The sequence below is a fragment of the Pseudomonas oryzihabitans genome, assembly GCF_006384975.1.
Classification (GTDB): Bacteria; Pseudomonadota; Gammaproteobacteria; order Pseudomonadales; family Pseudomonadaceae; genus Chryseomonas; species Chryseomonas psychrotolerans_B.
The window spans coordinates 2,708,350-2,728,883 of record NZ_CP021645.1 but is presented as its reverse complement, the minus strand read 5'-3'; the positions used below and the strand labels follow the sequence as shown (position 1 = coordinate 2,728,883).

The window sequence follows — 20,534 nt, the reverse complement described above, 5'->3', positions numbered from 1 at the left end:
TTGATGGTCCCTCGTCAAACGACCCCTGGCAAGACTATCTATGCCGTCCTGCCCGATAGCCGCGGACCAGAGCGGAGGCGGGATTTGCTGCTGCATTCGATAGCCTGGCCGTTGTACCCTTGCTGGCTGGGTGTCGCCGCAATCGCGCGGTAGGACAGGTTCAACGTCAGCGCAGGTCGGGCCGCCGCGCGGAGTTCGGCTGCCCATGTCATCCCCGGTTTCCCCGGCCAAGGCCCTGGCCTTCCTGCAACGTTTCTGCGCCGCCGAGGCGGCGGGCGGCATCGTGTTGATGATCGCCGCGGCCCTTGCCCTCATCGTCGCCAACTCGCCCTTGGCCACCGGCTATTTCGCCACCTTGCACCTGGATGTCGGCGGCCTGTCCGTCGGCCACTGGATCAACGATGGCCTGATGGCGCTCTTCTTCCTGCTGGTGGGCCTGGAAATCAAGCGCGAGATGGCGGTCGGCCAACTCGCCACCTGGGGTGATCGCGCCCTGCCGGGGCTGGCGGCCCTGGGCGGCATGGCGGTGCCGGCGCTCATCTATGCCCTGGTCAATCGCCACGAGCCCCAGACGCTCGCCGGCTGGGCGATTCCCGCCGCCACCGACATCGCCTTCGCCCTCGGGGTGCTCTCGCTGCTCGGCTCGCGGGTGCCGACCTCGCTCAAGGTCTTTCTCTCGGCCCTGGCGATTCTCGACGACCTCGGCGCCGTGCTGATCATCGCCCTGTTCTACACCAGCGACTTGTCCACCACCATGCTGCTGGCCGCGGCAGGCCTGGTAGCCGTGCTCTTCGTGCTCAATCGTCTCAAGGTCAAGGCGCTGCTGCCCTACCTGCTGATCGGCGTGCTGCTGTGGTTCTGCCTGCTGCGCTCGGGCATCCATGCGACCCTGGCCGGGGTGATCCTGGCGCTGTTCATCCCCTTGGGCGATACCGAGACCGACGATGCCTCGCCGCTGCTCAAGCTGGAGGCCGCCCTGCACCCCTGGGTGGCCTTCCTCATCGTCCCCGTATTCGGCTTCGCCAATGCCGGGGTGGCCCTGGGCAACCTCTCCCTGGCCAATCTGCTGGACCCGGTACCGCTGGGCGTGGCCCTGGGGTTGTTCCTCGGCAAGCAGATCGGTATCTCGCTACTGGCGCTGCTGGCCATCCGCAGCGGTCTGGCACGCCTGCCGGAAGGCGCCAACGGGCTGCAGCTCTATGGCGTGGCGCTGCTCTGCGGGATAGGTTTCACCATGAGTCTGTTCATCGGCGCCCTGGCCTTCCCCGGAGCGCCCTTGCTGGTCGACGAGGTGAAGATCGGGATGCTGCTGGGGTCGCTGTTGTCGGCCCTGGCGGGAGTCGCCGTACTGCTGCTCGCCGACCGCCGTCGCCAAGGAGTTTGAGATGCCCTATGCCCTGTTCGCGGTGATGTTCGGGGGAGCCCTGGGGAGCGCCTGCCGCTGGTGGGTCGGCCTGCGCCTGAATGCGCTGTTCCCCCTGCTGCCCATGGGCACGCTGTTGGTGAATCTGGTCGGCGGTTTCGTGATCGGTCTGGCCCTGGGCCTGTTCACCCGCTATCCGGGGCTGGACCCCTACTGGAAGCTGCTGCTGGTGACCGGCTTCTGCGGCGGCTTCACCACCTTCTCGACCTTTTCCGCCGAGGTGGTGACGCTGCTGCAAAGCGGTCGCCTGGGCTGGGCGGCGCTCACCGTCACCCTCCATGTGCTGGGGTCGCTGCTGATGACGCTGGCCGGCTTCGCCCTGGCCGGTCGCCTCGGCTGAGCCGACCGGCCACCTGGGTTCAGGCCGGCGCGGTGGGCACGGTCGGAGGCTTGCGCCGCGGCTTGAAGCGCAAGGCCGGCGCCTCGATCAGGTGCCAGGAAAGCACGGCGCAGCCCAGGGTGAGGGCATAGCTCACCGCCAGGAAACCAGGCAACGAGAAATGCTCGGGAAACCAGTGCATGAGCAGTTGCTGCACCGGAAAGTTGAACAGGTAGAGGCCGTAGGAATAGTCGCCGAAGCGACCGAAGCCGTGCACCAGCGGTATCCGGACCTGCGCCAGGTAGATGATCACGTAGGCCAGGGATACCAGGTGGATCACCGGCAGCGTCTGCCAGACGATGGCGGCCAGCGACAGCAGGCACAGCGCCAGGGCCAGGTCCAGTCGCCAGGGGAGGCGCGGTCCCGCCAATTGCAGCAGCGCACCGGCGAAGAAGAACATGCCCAGGCTGAACACCTTGTGCAGCATGAAGCTGGCGATGCCCATCTCCGGCAGCAGCAGGAAGTTGCCCAGGACCAGCACCACCAGGGTGGCCATGACCACCGAGCGGGTCAGCAGCCCCATTACGCCGATGATCAGCACCGACAGGTACATGAACACCTCGTAGGGCAGGGTCCAGTAGCTGCCGTTCACCGTGTCGGGGAACGGATTGTCGACAAAGACGCCGGGCAGCTCGAAGCGCGTCAGCAAGAGGATGTTCTTGAAGAACCCCAGGGTCTGGCGATCACTGAAATAGGCGCTGGTCTCGCGGCTGGTGGCCAGCCAACCCACTACCAGCACCGAGAAGAGCACCGAGACGATCAACGCCGGGAAGATGCGCAGGGCGCGCTTGGCGAGGAAGTCCAGGGGGTTGCGACTGCGCTGGTAGGACGCCGTGATCAAGAAGCCGCTGATCACGAAGAACACGTAGACGGCGATGTTGGCCGCGTCGGTGAAGCCGGTGAAGTTGAGAATCGGCTCGGCACCGATGTGGCCCGAGAGCCAGAAGCTGTGACCGACGACCACGGTGGAGGCCGCGGCGAATCTGAGGAAATCGAAGTTGTTGCGCCCGTGGGGGGCGTTGGCGGTAGTCATGTCTGCTCCTCGCAGCCGTGGCCGCTGCCATCGGCGCCGCCCGCCAGGAAATATCCGGCGCGCGGCGCTGCATGGGGCAGCGGCAAGGGCGCCCGTCGGTTGGACGGGCACTGGCAAAGGTCGCTGTCGGCGTGGCCGACAACGGCTGGGCGGCAGCCGACCGGTCAGGCTGACCGTGCGGCCGGGCGAGGGCGGGGCGCTATGGGGGGCTGAGCGGCATGCGAGCGGACGTCATGCGCCGAGGTCTCTGACACAGCGTTACGGTGGTGGCGACCCGAAACGCAGGACGCTCGCGTGCTGACGTGGGCTGGGGCCTCCCGGCCGCCACGTAGATTGCGAGCATCCCGCGCATCAGGCGCTGGCCTGCAGGTTTTGATCGGGCGCGGTGGCCGTGGTGGACGAGGTCTCCTGGGCCAGATAGAGAGCAGCGATTTGCCGGGCGTGGTCGCCGAATTCCTGCGGATGGCGCGCCACGATGCGTTCGAAGGCGCCGGGCTCCAGGCCATCTTCATAGAAGCCGTTGTGGCACTGCAGGATGCCCGCGGCACAGACGCTACGCTCGACGGCGGCGATCAGGCCGCCGGCCCGCAGGCTCTTGACGATGTTGTGTGGCAGTCGCTGGCGCCGCCGCAGGTTGGCGGCGGTATCGCTGAGCGTATCGAGGATCTCGGCCTCGGCAGGCGACAGCTTGCGTACGTCCAGTTTGGACTTCTGCACCAGATAGCGACGGGAAAGCAGGCGGGCCTGGTCCTTCAGTGCCTTGAGCACCGCACCGCTGAGTTCGCCACGGGTGAACAGACCGGTTTCCAGGGCGATCAGGTAGGACCAATCGGTGATGAGCGGGATCTTGCTGAGGTCACGTTCCATGTGAAGGCCCTTTGTCCATTTAGTGTGGCTAATTGAGGATAGGACACCCTAATGGTTCCATAACGCCAGTATAAGGTGACGAGTGGCATGTAATTTGACAGTACTGACAAAAAGTGTCGGATTTTTGTCGAAGTGGGTCACAAGCTGACAATGCAACCTCAACGCTGCGCTTTGGGTCCCAAGCTAGAGGCTCTGCGTGAGCCAGATGACTCCTCGCAACGTCAGGTGACCCCATGAGTGCCGCAGATGAACGTTCCACCGCAGTAGAGCTTGATGCCGTAGCACTAGAGTGCGACGTGGCTGTGATCGGTGCCGGAACCGCAGGACTCGCTGCCGAGCGCGCGGCTCGCCGGCACGGCGCCCGGACCTTGCTGATCGATGACCGCTGGGCCGGCACCACCTGCGCCGCCGTGGGCTGCATGCCGTCCAAGTTGTTGATTGTCGCCGGGGAAGCCCATCATGAGGTCCAGCGCGCCAGCCTCTTCGGCATCGAGGTGGGTGACGTGCGGGTCGACGGAGCGGCCGTCATGGCGCGGGTGCGGCGCGAGCGGGATCACTTCGTGGCGGCTACCCAGCAGGGCTTCGAGCAGCTGCCCGAGGGTGTCGCGCAGCGCGCCACGGCGCGTTTCGTGGCACCGGATCGCCTGCAACTGAGCGATGGTCGGACGATACGGGCTCGCACCGTGGTCATTGCCACCGGCTCCTATCCCCTGGTCCCCGCGCCCTTCGACGCCTTGGGCGACCGCGCCCTGACCAACGAGACGATCTTCGAGTTGGCCGACCTGCCGCGTTCGCTGGCGGTGATAGGTACCGGGCCGGTCGGGCTGGAATTGGCTCAGGCGATGGCCCGGCTGGGTGTATTGGTCACACTATTTGGTCAGAACGACGGCCTAGGGGCACTCGAGGATGCCGAGGTGAAAGCCGAGTTGCGGCAGATCCTGGAGCGCGATCTCACCCTGTACCTGAACGTCGAGGTAGATGCCCGGCGCCAGGGCGACGGGGTGCGGTTGTCCTGGTCCGGCGCCGCGAACGGCGAGGGCGATTTCGACTATGTACTGGTCGCGGCCGGCCGCCCGCCACGGCTGAAAGGGTTGGGTCTGGAAACCACCGGCATCGAGCTGGATGACCATGGCACCCCGGTCTACGATCCCCAGACGATGCAATGCGGCTCCTCGTCGATCTTCATCGCGGGCGATGCCGATCATGACCGCCCCATCCTCCACGAGGCATCCGACGAGGGCGCCATCGCCGGGCACAACGCGGCCTGCTATCCCGAGGTGCGGGCCACCCTGCGCTCGCCGCGATTTTCGCTGATCTTCACCGATCCGCCGGTGGCCGTGCTGGGCAGCCCGCCGGACGCGGGGAGTCTGATCGGCACCTCCTCCTACCACGACCAGGGCCGCGCCCGGGTGGAAGCCCGCAACGAGGGTATCGCCCGCTTCTATGCCGAACCGGGCACCGGCAAGCTCACCGGTGCTGCCATGGTCGGCCCGGGCATGGATCACCTCGGGCATCTGCTGGTGCTGGCGCTGATCCATGGCGAGACCGCAAGCTCCCTGCTAGATATGCCTTTCTACCACCCCACCCTGGAGGAGGGCCTCAAGAGCGGTCTGCGCGAAATCTGCAAGGCGGCCCACAGCAGCCTGCGCGACGACCGCGACCAGGGTTCGCCGTCCGGTGCCTGAGGGGCTGCTGGCAGGTTGGCACTGAGCGCCGCGCAGCCCAATGGGGAGACTGGGCGGTCCACCCTCACCCCAACCCTCTCCCGCCAGCGGGAGAGGGGGCTGTCCCGCGCGGGAGGCGGATTCAGGCGGAAGCCGGGACTCCGTAGGGTGGATGACGGCGCAGCCTCATCCACGCAGACCCTGGCGTACTCAAGCCGTGCTCGGCTGCCCTCATCCCAACCCTCTCCCGCCAGCGGGAGAGGGGGCCGTCCCGAGTGTGAGGTGGGTTCAGGCGGAAGCCAGGACTCCGTAGGGTGGATGACGGCGCAGCCTCATCCACGCAGACCCTGGCGTACTCAAGCCGTGCTCGACTGCCCTTACCCCAACCCTCTCCCGCCAGCGGGAGAGGGGGCTGTCCCGAGTGGAGACGGATTCAGGCGGAGGCTGGAGCGTTCAGCCGTACGGTGGATGACGGCGCAGCCTCATCCACGCGAACCCTGGCGTGCCAATGCCGTGCTCGGCTGCCCTCACCCCAACCCTCTCCCGCCGGCGGGAGAGGGGGCTGTCCCGAGTGGAGGCGGATTCAGGCGGAAGCCGGGACTCCGTAGATACCGTCTTTGTTCCTCAGTGTGCAATCGCTAAAGCAGGGTCGAAAGGCTTGCCCGATTTGAGCACGCCATAGGCGATGGTCAGCAGCTTACGCATGGCGGCGCAGACGGTTTGTTTACCTCTTTTGCCCCTGGCTTTCAGACGCTCGGCTTGCGCCTTGATAGCCGGGTTGTAGGTCAGCGCCACGACAGCGGGTAGGTATAGCGCACTTCGTAAGCGGACTGATCCCATGCGCGAGAGGCAGGCATGGCCGCGCGCGAGACCGGATTCCTGTAGGCGTGGGTTCAAGCCAGCAAAGGCGGTAACGGCGCGGGCATTGGCGAAGCGGTCGATATCGCCGAGCTCCGCCAGGATCAAAGCGGCGGTCTTGTCGGCGATGCCGTCGATACTCACCAGCAGGTCGCGCTTACCACGTAAGTCTGGATCGTCGTCGATATGGCGTTTGATCTGTTCAAGCGTCCAGGCGATCTGCTCATCAAGCCGCTGCAAGACTGCCCGGATGGAGTCCTGGACTTTTTCCGGGCTGACCTCGAGCCGATTGAACTCCATCTGTCGTAGCGATTGGAGGTCCTCCAGGCGCCGGGTCAGCGCGCGAAGCGTGCGGATGGACACAGGTTCCGGGTGCCAGTCTCGCAGACTATCCTCATGCCGCTGGCCATAGGTGGCGATCAGCTTGGCGTCGAGTTTGTCCGTCTTGCTGCGTTGCAACTGGCTTTGCGCATAGCGGGCGATCTGTGCTGGATTGAGCACTGCGATTCGGTAGCCCAGAGCATGGAAGTGCTCGGCGAGCGCTTCGTGATAGATGCCCGTGGCCTCCATCACGATCCAAGCGCCTGACTCGGCATGCTGTTGCAGCCAGTCTGCAAAGACCGCGAAGCCTGACGGGTCGTTGCTCAGCTTGCCCTTGGTCCGGTACTTGCCGTTGGACTGTAGGACCGCCAGATCGAAGCTGCGCTTGGCGATATCAACGCCCACCACTACGGCCATGATGTCTCCTCCTTCAGATGAGTCACGATCACGTCATCCCGTCCAACCTTGTGCAATACGAGCTCTAGAGGCTCTAGATACCGTTCGAACTTGGGGATGAGTGTGGCGGAGGCAGCCTATCTACGTTGCAAGCTCAAAGGCCTAAGGGTGGACACGGCTTGCCATCCTCCCCCGATGATCAGTCGGGGACTATGACCTCCTGAGGAGGCTGTAGTCGAGATACAAGGGTGGATGACGGCGCAGCCTCATCCACGCGAACCCAGGCGTACCCATGCCGTACATGGCTGCCCTCACCCCAACCCTCTCCCGCCAGCGGGAGAGGGGGGGCTGTCCCGAGTCGGGGCGGATTCATGCGGGGGCCGGAACGTTTAGCTGTAGGGTGGATGATGGCGCAGCCTCATCCACCCAAACCCGCCCAACAAAAAGCCCCGCCGGGAGCACCGACGAGGCTTCGTTCATCGCGGTCGACGATCAGGTCTTGAAGCGCCGGACCAGGCCGTCCAGTTCGCCGGAGAGTTGCGCCAGGCGCGAGGAGTCCCGGGTGGTGGACTGGGCCAGGCCTTCCACCTGCTGGGCGTCGTCCTGGATCTGGGCGATGTGGCGGTTGATGTCCTCGGCGACCTGATGCTGTTCCTCGGCCGCCGCGGCGATCTGCAGTGCCTGGTCGCGGATCTCGTCCACCGACTTGCGGATGCCCTCGAAGCTGCCGCGGGCTTCGTTGATGGAGACCACGCTGGTTTGCGAGAGCTCCAGGCTGGTCTCGATCTGCCGGGTGACCTCCTGGGTGCGGCGCGCCAGGCTACCGAGCAGGCCGTCGATCTCGCCGGTGGAGTCGGCGGTCCGCTTGGCCAGGGCGCGGACCTCGTCGGCCACCACCGCGAAGCCACGCCCCTGTTCACCGGCGCGGGCGGCTTCGATGGCGGCGTTGAGCGCCAGCAGGTTGGTCTGCTCGGCGATGCCGCGGATGGTGTCGAGGATGGTGTTGATGTTGTGGCTGTCCTGCTCCAGCACGGCCATGGCCTGGGCCGATTGGGTCAGGCTGCCGCTGAGCTGGTTGACGTTGCCGGTAGCCTTTTCGATCTGGCCGTAGCCTTCCTGCACGCGGTGGTGACCGGCGTCGGCGGAGGCCGCGGCCTGGCTGCAGGAGCGCGCCACTTCGTTGGAGGTGGCGACCATCTCGTTGAAGGCGGTGGAGACCAGCTCCACGGCCTCGCGCTGGCGACCGGCCACCTCGTTCATGCTGGTGGCCGCCGCGGTCGTGGTGCGCGAGGCCTGCTGCAGATCGCTCGAAGCCTGGCCGATGCGCTGCACCAGTTGGCGGATGCTGGCGAGGAATTGGTTGAACCAACCGGCCAGGGTGGCGGTTTCGTCCTTGCCCTGTACCTCCAGGCTCTTGGTCAGGTCGCCTTCGCCCTGGGCGATGGATTCCAGGCCGGCGGACACCCCGCGGATCGGCCGCACGATCATGCCGGCGAAGGCCGCGCCGAGCAGGGCGAACACCAGTGCCAGCACGGCGGTGATCCCGGCGATCTGCCAGGTCAGGCTGGTGGCCTTGCCCATCACCTCGCTGCGCTCGATCAGGCCGATGAATTTCCAGCCCAGGTCCTTGGCCTGGTAGACGTTGACCATGTAGTCGGTGCCGTTCAGGCTGACCTCGCCCAGGCCGCTCTGGATGCCGTTCAGCGTCTGGTAGGCGTCGCCCAGCTCTTTGAGCTGCTTGAAGTTGTGCTTGGGATCGCGGGGGTCGACCAGCACGTTGCCGTTGTCTTCCACCAGCATCAGGTAGCCGCTCTGGCCCAGGGTGATGCTCTTCACCAGATCGGTGAGCTGCTTAAGAGAGATGTCCAGGCCTACCACGCCGCGCAGCTTGCCGCTGGCGTCTTCCATCGTCCGCACCACGCCCATCAGGGAGACGTCGTCGGTCGCCCAGTAATAGGCCGGGGTACGCACCACCTTGCCCGGATTGGCGATGGCGGCCTGGTACCAGGGCCGTACGCGCGGATCGTAGTTGGCCAGCTTGGTGTCGTCCGGCCAGCTGACGTAGCCGCCATCGGTCAGACCGACCGAGAGGTAGGCGGTGGTGGGATGGGTCTTGGCGAAGCGGGTGAAATAGTCCAGGGCCTGCTGGCCGACCTCCGGCTGCGGCAACTGGGCAGCATCGGCGCCGCTGTAGTTCTTCAGGCCTGCGAGCCCGACGAGGCCCGGCTCCTTGGCCAGGAAGTCGACATTCTGCTGGATGCCGGAAAAGAACTGCTGGATATTGCGGTCGATCTGGCGGATTTCGCGGCCGCTGTTCTCGACGAAATCGTCAGTCGCCTGGCTGCGCACGTTCATGATGACTACGCCCGCCACCAGGATCACCGGGAGGCAGGCGGTTACCGCGAAAAGCGAGGTGAGTTTCTGTTTGATGTTCATCCAAAGTCCCGGTCGCGCCTGGCGCGGAAAGTGACGGCGTCATGCCTTCACTCTCCATCGGCTTGGAAAAGTACGACTTGATACGGGCTTGGAAATTATTCCATTTGGTCCGAATCGGGCCGAAACGTTGGCGAACGGTCAGCTATCCAGGTATCAGAGCTATTTCTTCAGATGGCGCTCGATGTCTTCCAGCGACTTGCCACGGGTCTCCGGCAGGCAGAAGTAGACGAAGACCAGCGAGCCCAGGTTGATGGCGGCGAAGATCTAAGAAGGTGAAGTTGCCGATGGCTTCCAGCGCTACCGGAAAGCTGAAGGCCACGGTGGCATCGCATAGCCATTGCACGGCCACCCCGGTCAGCAGGCCGCGCAGCTGGTTGGGGAAGGGTGCCGACATCGGCAGTCAGTACACCGGGGCGATGCAGATCTGCACGAACAGCGAGAACACCAGGACAGCCAGACACAGAAGCCTGACTGTTGGGCTTCGCTGTGCTCAGCGCCAGATGCCGTTCTCATGCCAGCCAGGCGAGCAGGGCGCTGAGCACCTAGGCCAGCAACTGGTCGCTGACGATCATCAACTCGTTGCGGCTCACCAGGCACCCTCGCTACCAGGCCGATCTAGCGCGCCAGACTCAGCTACCCAGCCGTTCCACCAGGAAATCCACGAATACCCGTACCCGCGCCGGCATGGCGGGGCCGCCGATGAACACCGCGTGGATGGGCTCCAGGTCACCGGGATTCCAGGCCTCTAGCAAGGGCACCAGGGCGCCGCTGCGCAGATCGTCCGCCACGCTGAAGGCCCCGATGCGGGCGATGCCGGCGCCTTCCCGCGCCAGTTGCGCCAGGGCTTCGCCACTGTTGCATTCGATATTGCCCGAGATTTTCAGCGCGAACTGGCGGCCGTCCCGGCGGAAGGGCCAGTCCGGCGCGGCGCGGCGGAAATTGAATCTCAGGCAATTGTGGTCGAGCAGGTCTTCCGGCACCTGGGGCGTGCCGTGGCGGGCGAGATAGGCCGGTGAGGCCACTATCACCTGGCCGGTGATGCCGAGGGGGCGGGCGGTCAGGGGGCTGTCGGCCAGCTGGCCGAAGCGGATCGCCACGTCGGCCTGGCCGGCGAGGATGTCGACCACCTCGTCGCCCAGCGCCAGGTCCACCACGATGTCCGGATAGCGGGCGCTGAAGGCGGCCACCAGCGGCACCAGGATCATGCGGCCATGATAGAGCGCCGCACTGACGCGCAACCGGCCCCGGGGGACGCCTTGATCGGCGATGGCCTCTTCCACCTCGGCCAGATCCGCCAGGATGCGCCGCGCTGCGCGCAGATAGGCCTCGCCCTCGGCGGTGAGGGTGATGGCCCGGGTGGTGCGCAGCAGCAACCGGGTGCCCAGGCGCTGCTCGGTGCGGGCAATGGAGCGGCTGACCGCCGAAGGCGTCAAGCGCAGGGCTCTGGCGGCGGCCGACAGGCTGCCGGCCTCCACCACCTGCACGAAGACCGCCATCTCACCCGACCTACCCGCCAGATCCATCTGTGACTCCCAGGCAAAGGTGCATGCCAAAAGTGCCGTCTACCGGCTGTTGGCAGGGGAGCTTAGCATCCACCGCATAGATAAGGAGCCCTTTCCATGCGTATCAACCCCCCACTGCTCGCCTTGGCGACCGGAGCCTTCGGCATCGGCGTCACCGAATTCGCCCCCATGGGTATGTTGCCCGGCATCGCCGCCGACCTCGGCGTGTCCATTCCGGCGGCCGGCCTCTTGGTCAGCGCCTACGCCCTCGGCGTGCTGATCGGTGCGCCGCTGATGACCCTCACCACCGGCCGTATCCCGCGTCGGCACCTGCTGATCGGTCTGATGGCCATCTTCACCCTGGGCAACCTGATGTCGGCCTTGGCCAGCGACTACACCAGCCTGCTGATCGCCCGGGTGGTGACCTCGCTCAACCATGGCGCCTTCTTTGGTGTCGGTGCCCTGGTGGCGGCCAGCGTGGTCGCGCCGGACAAGCGTGCCGGGGCGGTGGCGGCCATGTTCATGGGGCTGACCCTGGCCACCATCGGCGGGGTGCCGCTGGCGACCTGGTTCGGGGAATTGCTCGGCTGGCGCCAGGCCTTCTGGGGCATCGCCGGCCTCGGCGTGTTGACCATGGTCGCCCTCTGGTTCGCCCTGCCCAACGTCGCCCTGCCGCCGAGTGATGGCGTGATGGCCGAGATCCGCGTGCTGGCGCGTCCTCAGGTAGTCGCCGCCCTGGCGCTGACCGTGGTCGGCTCCGGCGCCATGTTCACCGTCTTCACCTATATCGCGCCCATCCTGAGCCGCGAGACCCATGCCTCCACCGCCTTCATCACCGCCATGCTGGTCTTGTTCGGCGTCGGCCTGACCCTGGGCAACCTCTGGGGCGGCAAGGCGGCGGATCGCTCCATCGACCGCACCCTGATCGCCTCCCTCGGCGTACTCATCGTCGTCCTGCTGGCCTTCACCGTGCTGATGCGCTGGCCGCTGCCGGCCGCCGTGGCCATCCTCGTCTGGGGCATCGCCAGCTTCGCCCTGGTGCCGCCGCTACAGATGCGCGTGATGGAAGCCGCCCAGGACGCCCCCAACCTGGCCTCGGCGGTCAACATCGGCGCCTTCAACCTGGGCAATGCCATAGGCGCGGCCCTCGGTGGCGCGGTGATCAAGGCCGGCCTGGGCTATCCCGCCATCTCCCTGGCCGGCGCCGGCATGGCCGCCCTGGGGCTGCTGATGGTGCTGGCCTTCGCCTGGCGCAGTCGGGCGGGCGTGGCGGTGGCAGGTTAGGACTCGCGCTATTCGGGAAAGGGCAGGGGCGTATCCGTGCCCCTATCGACCGCGAAGGCGTTGAGGGTCATGGCCACCAGGGTGTAGTAGCCGTACACCCCGATCAGCTCCACCATGCCTGCTTCACTGAACAAATCCACCCCCAGCCGATAGAGGTTGTCGGGGACGCGCCGGGTCTCGTTTAGCGCCGTGCCGATGGCATAGACACAGGCGTCCTCGGGCGTTTCGAAGGTAGGTGCGCTGTGCTGCCGCAGGGCCTCGATCACCGCATCTGATAGGCCGGCCGCGCGAGCGATGGGCTCATGAATCTGCCATTCCGCCTGGGAGCGCCACCAGGCCGCGGTGGTGAGGATCGCCAGCTCGGTGAGGCGCAGGTCGAGGCGGGTGCCGTAGCGGCAGAAGGCACCCAGGCGCTGGGCGTGATCGGCCAGTGCCGGACTGTGGACCCAGGCCAGGAAGGGCCCGTCGAGATTGCCGCGCGGCCCGCTGAGGATATCGGCCAGCACCCGCTGCTGCTCGGGCGTCATGTTCTGCTCGGACAGGGGCGTCAGGCGCGAAGAGATCGGCATGGTCGTGGTCCTCAAAGGCTGGTGAGCACAGCGTCCAGGGTCAGGGACAGCTTCTCGACGATCTCCTCGACATGGCCATCATCGATGATGAAGGGCGGGGCGAGGAGGATGTGATCGCCGCGCTGTCCATCGAGGGTGCCACCCATGGGATAGCACATCAGGCCCTCGGCCATCGCCTGCTTCTTGAAGCGGGCGTGCACCTTGAGCTCGGGCGCGAAGGGCGTCTTGCCCGCGCGGTCGGCGACCAGCTCGATACCGCGGAACAGACCGCGACCGCGAATATCGCCGACGTTGGGATGCTGGCCCAGCCGCTCGACCAGCCCGGCGTGCAGACGGTCGCCCTGGCGCACGCCCCGCTCCAGCAAACCGCGCTGCTCGACGGCCTTTTGCACCGCCAGGGCCGCAGCGCAAGCCGTGGCGTGGCCGATGTAGGTATGGCCGTGCTGGAAGAAGCCGGAGCCCTGGGCGATGGCGTCGCGAATGCGGCCGCTGAGCAGGGTCGCGCCTATGGGTTGGTAGCCGGCGCCCAGGCCCTTGGCGATGGTGATGAGATCCGCGGTGATGCCTTCCTGCTCGGCGGCGAACAGCGAACCGGTACGGCCCATGCCGCACATGACCTCGTCGAGGATCAGCAGCACGCCATACTTATCGCAGACCGCGCGGATCTTCTTGAAGTAGCCCGGCACGGCCGCTACCGCGCCCAGGGTGGCCCCCACCACCGGCTCGGCGACGAAGGCCATGACCTGGTCGGCGCCCAGGCGCAGGATCTCCGCTTCCAGTTCCTGCGCCAGCCGCTCGGCGAATTGCTCGCTGCTTTCCTCCGCGCCCTGCTCGCGATAGGCATAGCAGGGGCTGACGTGGCTGACGTCGATCAGCAGCGGCTGGAATTGCTGGCGGCGCCAGGCGTTGCCGCCGGCGGCCAGGGCGCCCAGGGTGTTGCCATGGTAGCTCTGGCGCCGGGCGATCACATGCTTGCGTGCCGGTTGGCCGATCTCGACGAAATACTGCCGGGCGAGTTTCAGCGCCGTTTCCACGGCTTCCGAGCCGCCCGAGACGAAATACACGGAATCCAGCCCGGCGGGCGCCCGGGCGATCAGGAAGTCCGCCAGCTCTTCCATCACCCCGGTGGTGAAGAACGAGGTGTGGGCGTAGGCCAACTGGCCGATCTGCTGTCGTACTGCCGCGATGACTTCCTGATCGCTATGGCCGAGGCAGGACACGGCAGCGCCGCCGCTGGCATCCAGATAGCGCCGGCCCTCGCTGTCGATGAGGTAGGGCCCGTCGCCCGCGACGGCGGTGGGATAGCTGTGGGTAAGGCTGCGGTGCAATACGTGGCTCATAGACCCTCCTGGTGTCGTGCAAATATTACTTGCATCAAAACACAAGGCAACGGATATTTGCATTCAGCGGCGCCCGGCTCGTATCCGGGTGCCTGGCAAGGCTGCACCGCACGCTCTGGTACGCCGCTGCCGACCCACAACAACAGCACTACCCCCTTCCTACTGCCGCTTTCCCTCGCACCGACCTGCGGTGATCGAGATAACTTTTTGTCGAGGAAAGACGATGAAGACCTTCTTCAAAGCATCGCTGGCCGCTATTGCCTTCACCCTGTCGTGCACCACCCAGGCGGCGGGCAAGGAATTGCTGGTCGCCACCGATACGGCCTTCGTGCCGTTCGAGTTCAAGCAGGGCAACGAGTACGTGGGCTTCGATATCGACCTGTGGGCGGCGATCGCCAAGGAGCTGGGGTGGACCTACCAGCTCAAACCCATGGATTTCAACGGCATCATCCCGGCGCTGCAGACGCACAATGTCGACGTGGCCCTGGCCGGCATCACCATCAAGGATGAGCGCAAGCAGGTCATCGACTTCTCCGACGGCTACTACGACAGCGGCTTCCTGCTGATGGTCAGGAAGGACAACGACAGCATCAAGGGCGAGGCCGATCTCGCCGGCAAGACCGTCGCGGTGAAGGCCGGTACCTCCGCGGCCGACTACGCCAAGGCCCATTTCAAGGCCAAGGAACTGCGCCAGTTCCCCAACATCGACAACGCCTACCTCGAACTGCGCACCGGTCGCGTCGACGCCGCCATGCACGACACGCCCAACGTCCTCTACTACATCAAGACCGCCGGCGACGGCCGGGTGAAGACCGTGGGCGCGCAGATGATGGCGCAGCAATACGGCATCGCCTTCCCCAAGGGCAGCGACCTGCGTGAACCGGTCAATGCCGCGCTGAAGAAGCTGCGCGAGAACGGCACCTATGCGCGCATCTATGAAAAGTGGTTCGGCAGCCAGCCGCAGTAATCCCTCCCGCTAGGCAAGAGAGTCTTCAGCATGCAATTCCAATGGAGCGCCATCTGGGCTGCGCTCCCCGAACTGCTCGACGGCGCCAAGCTCACGCTCTGGATCTCCATCCTGGGCCTGCTGGGCGGTGCCGTGATCGGCGTGGTCGCGGGCTTCGCTCGCGCCTACGGCGGTTTCTTCAGCAGCCGGGTAGCCCTCGTCTTCATCGAACTCTTCCGTGGCACCCCGATCATGGTGCAGGTGATGTTCATCTACTTCGCCCTGCCGTTGATGATCCCGGTGCGGATCGATCCCTTCGGCGCGGCGGTCATCACCATCATGCTCAACTCGGGCGCCTACATCGGCGAAATCACCCGGGGTGCGGTGCTGTCGATCAACAAGGGCTTCCGTGAGGCGGGCCTGGCGCTGGGGCTGTCGCGTCGCGACACCCTCAAGTACGTCATCGCCCCGCTGGCCTTCCGCCGCATGCTGCCCGCGCTGGGCAACCAGTGGATCGTCAGCATCAAGGACACCTCCTTGTTCATCGTCATCGGCGTGGCCGAACTGACCCGCCAGGGCCAGGAGATCATCGCCGGCAACTTCCGCGCGATGGAAATCTGGACTGCCGTCGCGGTGATCTACCTGATCATCACCCTGGTGCTCAGCTACGTACTGCGCCTCATCGAAGCCAGGATGAAAATCCTATGATCGAATTCAAGAACGTCTCCAAGCACTTCGGCCGCATCCAGGTGCTGCACGACATCGACCTGAGCATCGCCAGCGGCGAGGTGGTGGTGATCATCGGCCCCTCGGGTTCCGGTAAATCCACCCTGCTGCGCTGCATCAACAAGCTCGAAGAGATCACCTCCGGCGAGCTGATCGTCGACGGCCTCACCGTCAACGATCCCAAGGTCGACGAGCGCCTGATCCGCCAGGAGGCGGGCATGGTGTTCCAGCAATTCCACCTGTTCCCGCAGATGACGGCTCTGGAAAACGTCGCCTTCGGCCCGATCCGCGTGCGCGGGGCGAGCAAGACCGAGGCCCAGGCCCAGGCGCGCGAGCTGTTGGCCAAGGTCGGCCTGGCCGAGCGCGCCGATCATTATCCGGCGCAGCTCTCCGGCGGCCAGCAGCAGCGCGTCGCCATCGCTCGCGCCCTGGCGGTCAAGCCGAAGATGATGCTGTTCGACGAGCCCACCTCTGCGCTCGACCCGGAGTTGCGCCATGAGGTCCTGACGGTGATGAAGGCCCTCGCCGAGGAAGGCATGACCATGGTCATCGTCACCCACGAGGTGGACTTCGCGCGCAAGGTCGCCAGCCGGCTGATCTTCATCGACCAGGGCCGCATCGCCGAAGACGGTGACCCGAGGGCCCTGATCGCCAATCCGCCCAGCCCGCGCCTGCGGGAATTCCTCCAGCACGTGTCCTGAGGCCGCCCCATGCTCGCTCGACTCAAGCTTTCCGGCAGCGCCCACGACATCGGCTTCGGCCTGGGCGAATTCGGTCGTGATGCCGTGCACGCCAAGCTGCGCCCGCTGCCGCTCTGGCAATGGCTGGCTAGCCAGGCCAATACGGAAAAGGCCCAGCGCATGCAGGTGCTGGTGCGCCAGCACTTTCCCCGCTACTGGCAGGAACTCGAAGGCCTTGCCGCCGGCCTGCAACTGCCGCTGGCGGAAGTCTTCCTGTGGAATTGCCGCGGCGACTTCCCCGGCCTGCCCGCGGTGGACGGCTGCACCACGGTATATGGCCGAACCGCGCGTGGCACCCTGATCGCCCACAACGAAGACGGCCTGCCGCCATTGCGCGGCGACTGCGCCCTGGTCGAGGTCAGGCCCGATGAAGGAGTGGCCTTCACCAGCTTCGCCTATCCGGGCTCCATTCCTGGCCACACCTTCGCGGTCAATGCCTTCGGGGTCGTCGCCACGGTCAACAACCTGAGACCGACGGATATCCCGACCGGGGTTCCGCGGCAGATCCTCGGGCGCGCTTCCCTCGATGCCCGTTCGATTGACGAGGCCATCGCCGCTGTGTCCTTCCTGCCGCGCGCCGGGGCCTTCCACCACACCTTCGGCCAGGCCGGCTCGGCGCGGGTTGTCAGTGTCGAGGCGAGTGCAACGGCCACCGCCGTGGTCGAGATCGAGCGGCCCGGCGGCCATGCCAACCACATCGTCCACGCCGCCCTGGCCGGGGTAGGGCAGCGCATCACCGACAGCTCCGACGCCCGCCAGCGGCAGGTGGAGGTGCGGCTGGCGGCGCATCAGGATGAGTTGTCGCCGACGCAGGCGCTGGACATCCTGCGCGACACCGCCGTGCCCGACCTGCCCATCTATCGCTGCGCCGCCGATGACCCGGACGACGAGAACACTCTGGCCAGCGCCGTCTTCATCCTCACGCCGACCGGGGTAGAATGGAGCGTTCACACCGGCGCGGCGCAGGAGACTCCCGCCGCCTCGGGTGTGGTTTCCGTTTCCGCATGATGGATGGTCGATGAGCAAAGCGAGCGCCCAGGCGCCAGATACCGTGGGTGGCCTGAAGGAGCTGTTGGCTGCTATCGAAAGGCAGGAAGTCGACATCGCCCTGGGCAGCAGTTCGGTCCGGGTACTCACCGCGCTCATCGAGTCGCCGCAACGGGCTGCGGTGTCCTCCATCAGCGAGCTGGCCGAGCAGGTCAACGTCAACGCCTCCACCCTGTCGCGCCTGGCCCGGCGCCTCGGCTACTCGGGCTTCAGCAAGCTGCAGGACGTGTTCCGCCGCGAGCTGACCGAGGGCCGCAGCTTCTACAGCGACCAGGCCTCGCGGCTGGTGGTCGGCGCCGATGACAAGGGCACCTTGGCGCAACTCACGCGGCTGGGTCGCCAGGAAAGCGCCAATATCGCCAGCACCATCGAACAGGTCGATCCCGCCACCTTCGAAGCGGTAGTGGCGACCCTGAGCCAGGCCAAGCGCGTGCGCATCCACGGCATGCGCCAGTTCAACTCCCTGGCGCTGTTCATGGCCTACGGCCTGGGCATGCTGCGGCCGGACGTCGGTGCCTTGGATTCCAGTCGCCAGGGGGTGGCCGATGCCCTGGCGCAACTGGAGACCGGGGACGTGCTGGTGGTCGCCAGCTGCTTTCCCTACACCCCCAGCGTGCTGGCCACCGCCGAGGTCGCGGCGCGCCACGGCATCACCGTCGTCGCCCTGACCGATTCGGCCAGCTCACCGCTGGCCAAGACCGCCCGTTACAGCTTCTTCGTACCCAACCACAGCCTGTTCTTCAGCAACAGCATGTGCGCCTTCATGCTGCTCGCCGAGGGGCTGCTCAGCGCCGTCGCCAGCTCCCTGGGCGAAGCTTCGGTGGAGGCGCTGAAGTACCGGGAAACCCTGATTGCGGAGCTCAATGCGTCGCTCTGAGGTCGCATTCAGGCTGGCACCGGGTCCCCGGCCCTGTTCACAATAAGGTCTGACCTTTCCCAGGGAGCCTTGGCGATGGACCGGACCTGCACCACCTTCTATCTCGAAATGACCTCCTCCGCCGAGCTGCGGGAAAAGCCGCAACGGCCGGACCTGCACATCGTCGAGTGCGAGGTGCCACAACCCGAACTCAATCGCTTCCTCTACGGCCTGGTCGGCCAGGCCTGGGACTGGAGTGACCTGAACCGCTGGAGCGATGCCGAGTGGCGCGCCCTGGTGGAGCAGGAGGGCCACCGCACCTGGGTTGCCTATCACCGCGGCGCCATCGCCGGCTACTACGAGCTGTACCGCCCGGATGGCCGCAATGTCGAGATCCGCTACTTCGGCCTGGCCGGCGCCTTCATGGGCCTGGGCTTCGGCGGCCCGCTACTGAGTCACGCCATCCGCAGCGCCTGGGAGTGGGCGGGCACCGAGCGGGTCTGGGTGCACACCTGCACCCTCGATCACCCGGCGGCCCTGGCCAACTACCAGGCGCGGGGGCTGAAGATCTACCAGCAGGAAGAGACGCCGCTCTAGGTGCAGCTAGTCGGCGTCCTGATCGACCAGTCCCAGCCGCGACACACGGGTGCCCGGGGACAAGTAGTGCGCCCGCTGGCACCTATCGCCTATTGGGGGCCAAATTTCATCCTACGTGGCAGAAGATCTTTTGTGGTCTGTTTTTTTCCATGAGCCGCGCTTAATTTCCAAAGCTAGTGCTAAATGGATACGTTTCCATCTTCTTCATCGCGGGGACGCCTACATTGACAGAGCCAATTGGGGGGAGATTGTGCTGTCCGTTGCTATTTGCATTTGGCGTATTTGAGGAGTTGGGTGTGGTTCGCTTATGGTCAGAGCTCGCTTGAGCCGCTTGATTGGCTGCTGCTGTAATTTGTTTTAGCTGAAATAAATGAATCTTTGCAAGGTTGTCATAGATCTTTGCGCAGGCAGCGTCGAATTCTGGCTGACGCTTATTCGGGGGGAGATTGGCATAGGCGTTCATGCAGATGTAAAAAAGATCATTGCTCCAAGCGGTTGTCGCTGTGATGTCCCATACCCTATCAGCGATGCTCTTTATACCTTCGGCAGGAAGTGGAGGCTGAGCTAAGGTAACCGATGTTCCAGAACCGCCTGCTTGAACCATCGACTGCTGAGCCTGCTTCAATTGCGCCTGCATCGCTTCGATATTGCTTTGCATGGTTTTCGCTTCATCGCTACCTGCGGTCATCTTGGCCAGCTTTTCTTTGGCGTCTTTGATCAGGGCTGCCTGGTCGAGCAGGTATTTGCTGTCGGCAGTAGAACTCTGGCTAGTCAAGACGACGTCAGGACTTTTGATCGCGCCGGTAAGCTGCTCGATGGCAAGAGTGGCAACGGTATTGCGTTGGTTGCGTGCCATGTACATCTGATACATCTCGGCGGTGATCGCGCCGTTTGCATAGGCTTGGCAGTAAGCGAACAACTGATCACGTAGAAGCTGAATGGACTGCGTGCGTAGACCAATATTCGCTCCCGACTGCTGGTATGCGGCCGAGAGTGCAGCGATGTCACCTTTGGATGCTGTGCCAGACAAGGCGAAGGTTTTCAACGCATCTGGACTTGGCTCCGGGCAGACGATTCTAGCCGTATGCAACTGCTTGCCGAGGAGCTCTTCCCTGTCGACCCCTGTCACCACTCGCTGTTCAGCTTCGAGGACTTTGGTAGATTGGTTCACAGTACTGCAGCCGGTGAGAAGTATGAGGCTGGTTAGTAATAAGGATGCGGTGGCTTTCATGAGAACTCCTTTTCCTGCTCGACGTGATTTTCGGGTTTCTAGAGCTTCTCTTTTTTACTAATGAATGCTGGCTACTCAATATGAGTAGATTCCATATTTTCCAATGTGCTAAGTAACTCCGCTGTCCTTGCTCAGGTCGCGAGCGGAGCACGGCCCTGGTCATGATTTATAATGGAAGTTTTCAGCTCGGTAATCATTCAAATAGAGGATGACTCAGGCGTAAAAAACTGAATCTAAAGGATGGTTTGGTGAGCTCACTGCAAGGCGGTCGCCCTTAGGTGACAAAGCCCTGGCTTACGGGTGATGACTCTGACCGGAC

18 protein-coding genes and 2 pseudogenes are annotated in these 20,534 nt (G+C 64.9%); 10 read left to right on the top strand and 10 right to left on the bottom strand.

What is annotated here, in order from left to right; translation table 11 throughout:
• Nucleotides 1–205 precede the first annotated feature (205 nt).
• Complete coding sequence (nhaA, locus tag CCZ28_RS12170; RefSeq protein WP_140218350.1) at nt 206–1,384, top strand: Na+/H+ antiporter NhaA; 1,179 nt, start codon at nt 206–208, stop codon at nt 1,382–1,384.
• 1 nt (nt 1,385) lies between these two features.
• Complete coding sequence (gene crcB, locus CCZ28_RS12165) at nt 1,386–1,763, top strand: fluoride efflux transporter CrcB (protein ID WP_140218348.1); 378 nt, start codon at nt 1,386–1,388, stop codon at nt 1,761–1,763.
• A 19-nt stretch (nt 1,764–1,782) separates the two neighbouring features.
• Here the strand turns inward: crcB and CCZ28_RS12160 are convergent, their stop codons facing one another.
• Together CCZ28_RS12160 and CCZ28_RS12155 are read right to left on the bottom strand one after the other, a co-directional pair.
• On the bottom strand, nt 1,783–2,835 hold the full coding sequence (locus tag CCZ28_RS12160; protein WP_140218346.1) for an acyltransferase family protein: 1,053 nt from the start codon (nt 2,833–2,835) through the stop codon (nt 1,783–1,785).
• A 351-nt stretch (nt 2,836–3,186) separates the two neighbouring features.
• On the bottom strand, nt 3,187–3,702 hold the full coding sequence (locus CCZ28_RS12155) for a hypothetical protein (protein ID WP_140218344.1): 516 nt from the start codon (nt 3,700–3,702) through the stop codon (nt 3,187–3,189).
• Between the two features lie 233 nt (nt 3,703–3,935).
• On the opposite strand from CCZ28_RS12155, the gene CCZ28_RS12150 reads away from it, so the two are divergent.
• Nucleotides 3,936–5,387, top strand: a complete 1,452-nt coding sequence (locus tag CCZ28_RS12150; protein ID WP_140218342.1) for a dihydrolipoyl dehydrogenase — start codon at nt 3,936–3,938, stop codon at nt 5,385–5,387.
• A 603-nt stretch (nt 5,388–5,990) separates the two neighbouring features.
• On the opposite strand, the gene CCZ28_RS12145 is transcribed toward CCZ28_RS12150, so the two are convergent.
• The 5 genes and pseudogenes from CCZ28_RS12145 to CCZ28_RS12130 all read right to left on the bottom strand — a co-directional run bounded on the left by CCZ28_RS12145 (nt 5,991) and on the right by CCZ28_RS12130 (nt 10,900).
• Nucleotides 5,991–6,962 carry an IS110 family transposase gene (locus tag CCZ28_RS12145; protein ID WP_140218340.1) on the bottom strand — a complete coding sequence of 324 codons (972 nt, stop codon included), beginning with the start codon at nt 6,960–6,962 and terminating at the stop codon, nt 5,991–5,993.
• 471 nt (nt 6,963–7,433) lie between these two features.
• Nucleotides 7,434–8,201: a methyl-accepting chemotaxis protein gene (locus CCZ28_RS25105; protein WP_437179219.1), complete on the bottom strand. Its 768-nt coding sequence runs from the start codon at nt 8,199–8,201 to the stop codon at nt 7,434–7,436.
• 87 nt (nt 8,202–8,288) lie between these two features.
• Nucleotides 8,289–9,296 (bottom strand): annotated as a pseudogene (locus tag CCZ28_RS25100) (HAMP domain-containing protein); the annotation flags it as partial.
• Between the two features lie 240 nt (nt 9,297–9,536).
• A pseudogene (locus CCZ28_RS24700) lies at nt 9,537–9,828 on the bottom strand (MFS transporter); the annotation flags it as partial.
• Between the two features lie 178 nt (nt 9,829–10,006).
• Nucleotides 10,007–10,900 carry a LysR family transcriptional regulator gene (locus CCZ28_RS12130; protein ID WP_140218336.1) on the bottom strand — a complete coding sequence of 298 codons (894 nt, stop codon included), beginning with the start codon at nt 10,898–10,900 and terminating at the stop codon, nt 10,007–10,009.
• 96 nt (nt 10,901–10,996) lie between these two features.
• On the opposite strand from CCZ28_RS12130, the gene CCZ28_RS12125 reads away from it, so the two are divergent.
• Nucleotides 10,997–12,163 carry an MFS transporter gene (locus CCZ28_RS12125; RefSeq protein WP_140218334.1) on the top strand — a complete coding sequence of 389 codons (1,167 nt, stop codon included), beginning with the start codon at nt 10,997–10,999 and terminating at the stop codon, nt 12,161–12,163.
• Nucleotides 12,164–12,171: 8 nt separating this feature from the next.
• On the opposite strand, the gene CCZ28_RS12120 is transcribed toward CCZ28_RS12125, so the two are convergent.
• The gene (locus tag CCZ28_RS12120) at nt 12,172–12,732 is read right to left on the bottom strand and encodes a carboxymuconolactone decarboxylase family protein (RefSeq protein WP_140218332.1); all 561 of its coding nucleotides are present in this window, start codon (nt 12,730–12,732) and stop codon (nt 12,172–12,174) included.
• Between the two features lie 11 nt (nt 12,733–12,743).
• A complete protein-coding gene (locus CCZ28_RS12115) occupies nt 12,744–14,072 on the bottom strand; it encodes an aspartate aminotransferase family protein (protein ID WP_140218330.1) in 1,329 nt (442 codons plus the stop codon).
• Nucleotides 14,073–14,295: 223 nt separating this feature from the next.
• Here CCZ28_RS12115 and glnH point away from each other — a divergent pair, with 223 nt between their 5' ends.
• The 6 genes from glnH to CCZ28_RS12085 all read left to right on the top strand — a co-directional run bounded on the left by glnH (nt 14,296) and on the right by CCZ28_RS12085 (nt 18,984).
• A complete protein-coding gene (glnH, locus tag CCZ28_RS12110; protein WP_140218328.1) occupies nt 14,296–15,039 on the top strand; it encodes a glutamine ABC transporter substrate-binding protein GlnH in 744 nt (247 codons plus the stop codon).
• A gap of 30 nt (nt 15,040–15,069) precedes the next feature.
• The gene (gene glnP, locus CCZ28_RS12105; protein WP_140218326.1) at nt 15,070–15,726 is read left to right on the top strand and encodes a glutamine ABC transporter permease GlnP; all 657 of its coding nucleotides are present in this window, start codon (nt 15,070–15,072) and stop codon (nt 15,724–15,726) included.
• Entirely contained in the window at nt 15,723–16,445 is a 723-nt protein-coding gene (glnQ, locus tag CCZ28_RS12100; RefSeq protein ID WP_140218324.1) for a glutamine ABC transporter ATP-binding protein GlnQ, read from the top strand. The genes glnP and glnQ overlap by 4 nt, the downstream gene beginning before the upstream one ends.
• 9 nt (nt 16,446–16,454) lie before the next feature.
• Nucleotides 16,455–17,492, top strand: a complete 1,038-nt coding sequence (locus CCZ28_RS12095; RefSeq protein WP_140218322.1) for a C45 family autoproteolytic acyltransferase/hydolase — start codon at nt 16,455–16,457, stop codon at nt 17,490–17,492.
• Between the two features lie 10 nt (nt 17,493–17,502).
• The gene (locus tag CCZ28_RS12090) at nt 17,503–18,408 is read left to right on the top strand and encodes a MurR/RpiR family transcriptional regulator (protein WP_140218320.1); all 906 of its coding nucleotides are present in this window, start codon (nt 17,503–17,505) and stop codon (nt 18,406–18,408) included.
• 75 nt (nt 18,409–18,483) lie between these two features.
• A complete protein-coding gene (locus tag CCZ28_RS12085) occupies nt 18,484–18,984 on the top strand; it encodes a GNAT family N-acetyltransferase (RefSeq protein WP_140218318.1) in 501 nt (166 codons plus the stop codon).
• Nucleotides 18,985–19,144: 160 nt separating this feature from the next.
• Here CCZ28_RS12085 and CCZ28_RS12080 read toward each other — a convergent pair whose 3' ends face one another.
• Nucleotides 19,145–20,215, bottom strand: coding sequence for a hypothetical protein (locus tag CCZ28_RS12080; protein WP_140218316.1), 1,071 nt, complete (start codon nt 20,213–20,215; stop codon nt 19,145–19,147).
• Nucleotides 20,216–20,534 lie beyond the last annotated feature (319 nt).

Coding starts and splice junctions, on each gene's coding strand:
- nhaA (WP_140218350.1), top strand. CDS start 206: ATGTCATCCCCGGTTTCCCCGGCCAAGGCCCTGGCCTTCCTGCAACGT.
- crcB (WP_140218348.1), top strand. CDS start 1,386: ATGCCCTATGCCCTGTTCGCGGTGATGTTCGGGGGAGCCCTGGGGAGC.
- CCZ28_RS12160 (WP_140218346.1), bottom strand. CDS start 2,835: ATGACTACCGCCAACGCCCCCCACGGGCGCAACAACTTCGATTTCCTC.
- CCZ28_RS12155 (WP_140218344.1), bottom strand. CDS start 3,702: ATGGAACGTGACCTCAGCAAGATCCCGCTCATCACCGATTGGTCCTAC.
- CCZ28_RS12150 (WP_140218342.1), top strand. CDS start 3,936: ATGAGTGCCGCAGATGAACGTTCCACCGCAGTAGAGCTTGATGCCGTA.
- CCZ28_RS12145 (WP_140218340.1), bottom strand. CDS start 6,962: ATGGCCGTAGTGGTGGGCGTTGATATCGCCAAGCGCAGCTTCGATCTG.
- CCZ28_RS25105 (WP_437179219.1), bottom strand. CDS start 8,201: ATGAACGAGGTGGCCGGTCGCCAGCGCGAGGCCGTGGAGCTGGTCTCC.
- CCZ28_RS12130 (WP_140218336.1), bottom strand. CDS start 10,900: ATGGATCTGGCGGGTAGGTCGGGTGAGATGGCGGTCTTCGTGCAGGTG.
- CCZ28_RS12125 (WP_140218334.1), top strand. CDS start 10,997: ATGCGTATCAACCCCCCACTGCTCGCCTTGGCGACCGGAGCCTTCGGC.
- CCZ28_RS12120 (WP_140218332.1), bottom strand. CDS start 12,732: ATGCCGATCTCTTCGCGCCTGACGCCCCTGTCCGAGCAGAACATGACG.
- CCZ28_RS12115 (WP_140218330.1), bottom strand. CDS start 14,072: ATGAGCCACGTATTGCACCGCAGCCTTACCCACAGCTATCCCACCGCC.
- glnH (WP_140218328.1), top strand. CDS start 14,296: ATGAAGACCTTCTTCAAAGCATCGCTGGCCGCTATTGCCTTCACCCTG.
- glnP (WP_140218326.1), top strand. CDS start 15,070: ATGCAATTCCAATGGAGCGCCATCTGGGCTGCGCTCCCCGAACTGCTC.
- glnQ (WP_140218324.1), top strand. CDS start 15,723: ATGATCGAATTCAAGAACGTCTCCAAGCACTTCGGCCGCATCCAGGTG.
- CCZ28_RS12095 (WP_140218322.1), top strand. CDS start 16,455: ATGCTCGCTCGACTCAAGCTTTCCGGCAGCGCCCACGACATCGGCTTC.
- CCZ28_RS12090 (WP_140218320.1), top strand. CDS start 17,503: ATGAGCAAAGCGAGCGCCCAGGCGCCAGATACCGTGGGTGGCCTGAAG.
- CCZ28_RS12085 (WP_140218318.1), top strand. CDS start 18,484: ATGGACCGGACCTGCACCACCTTCTATCTCGAAATGACCTCCTCCGCC.
- CCZ28_RS12080 (WP_140218316.1), bottom strand. CDS start 20,215: ATGAAAGCCACCGCATCCTTATTACTAACCAGCCTCATACTTCTCACC.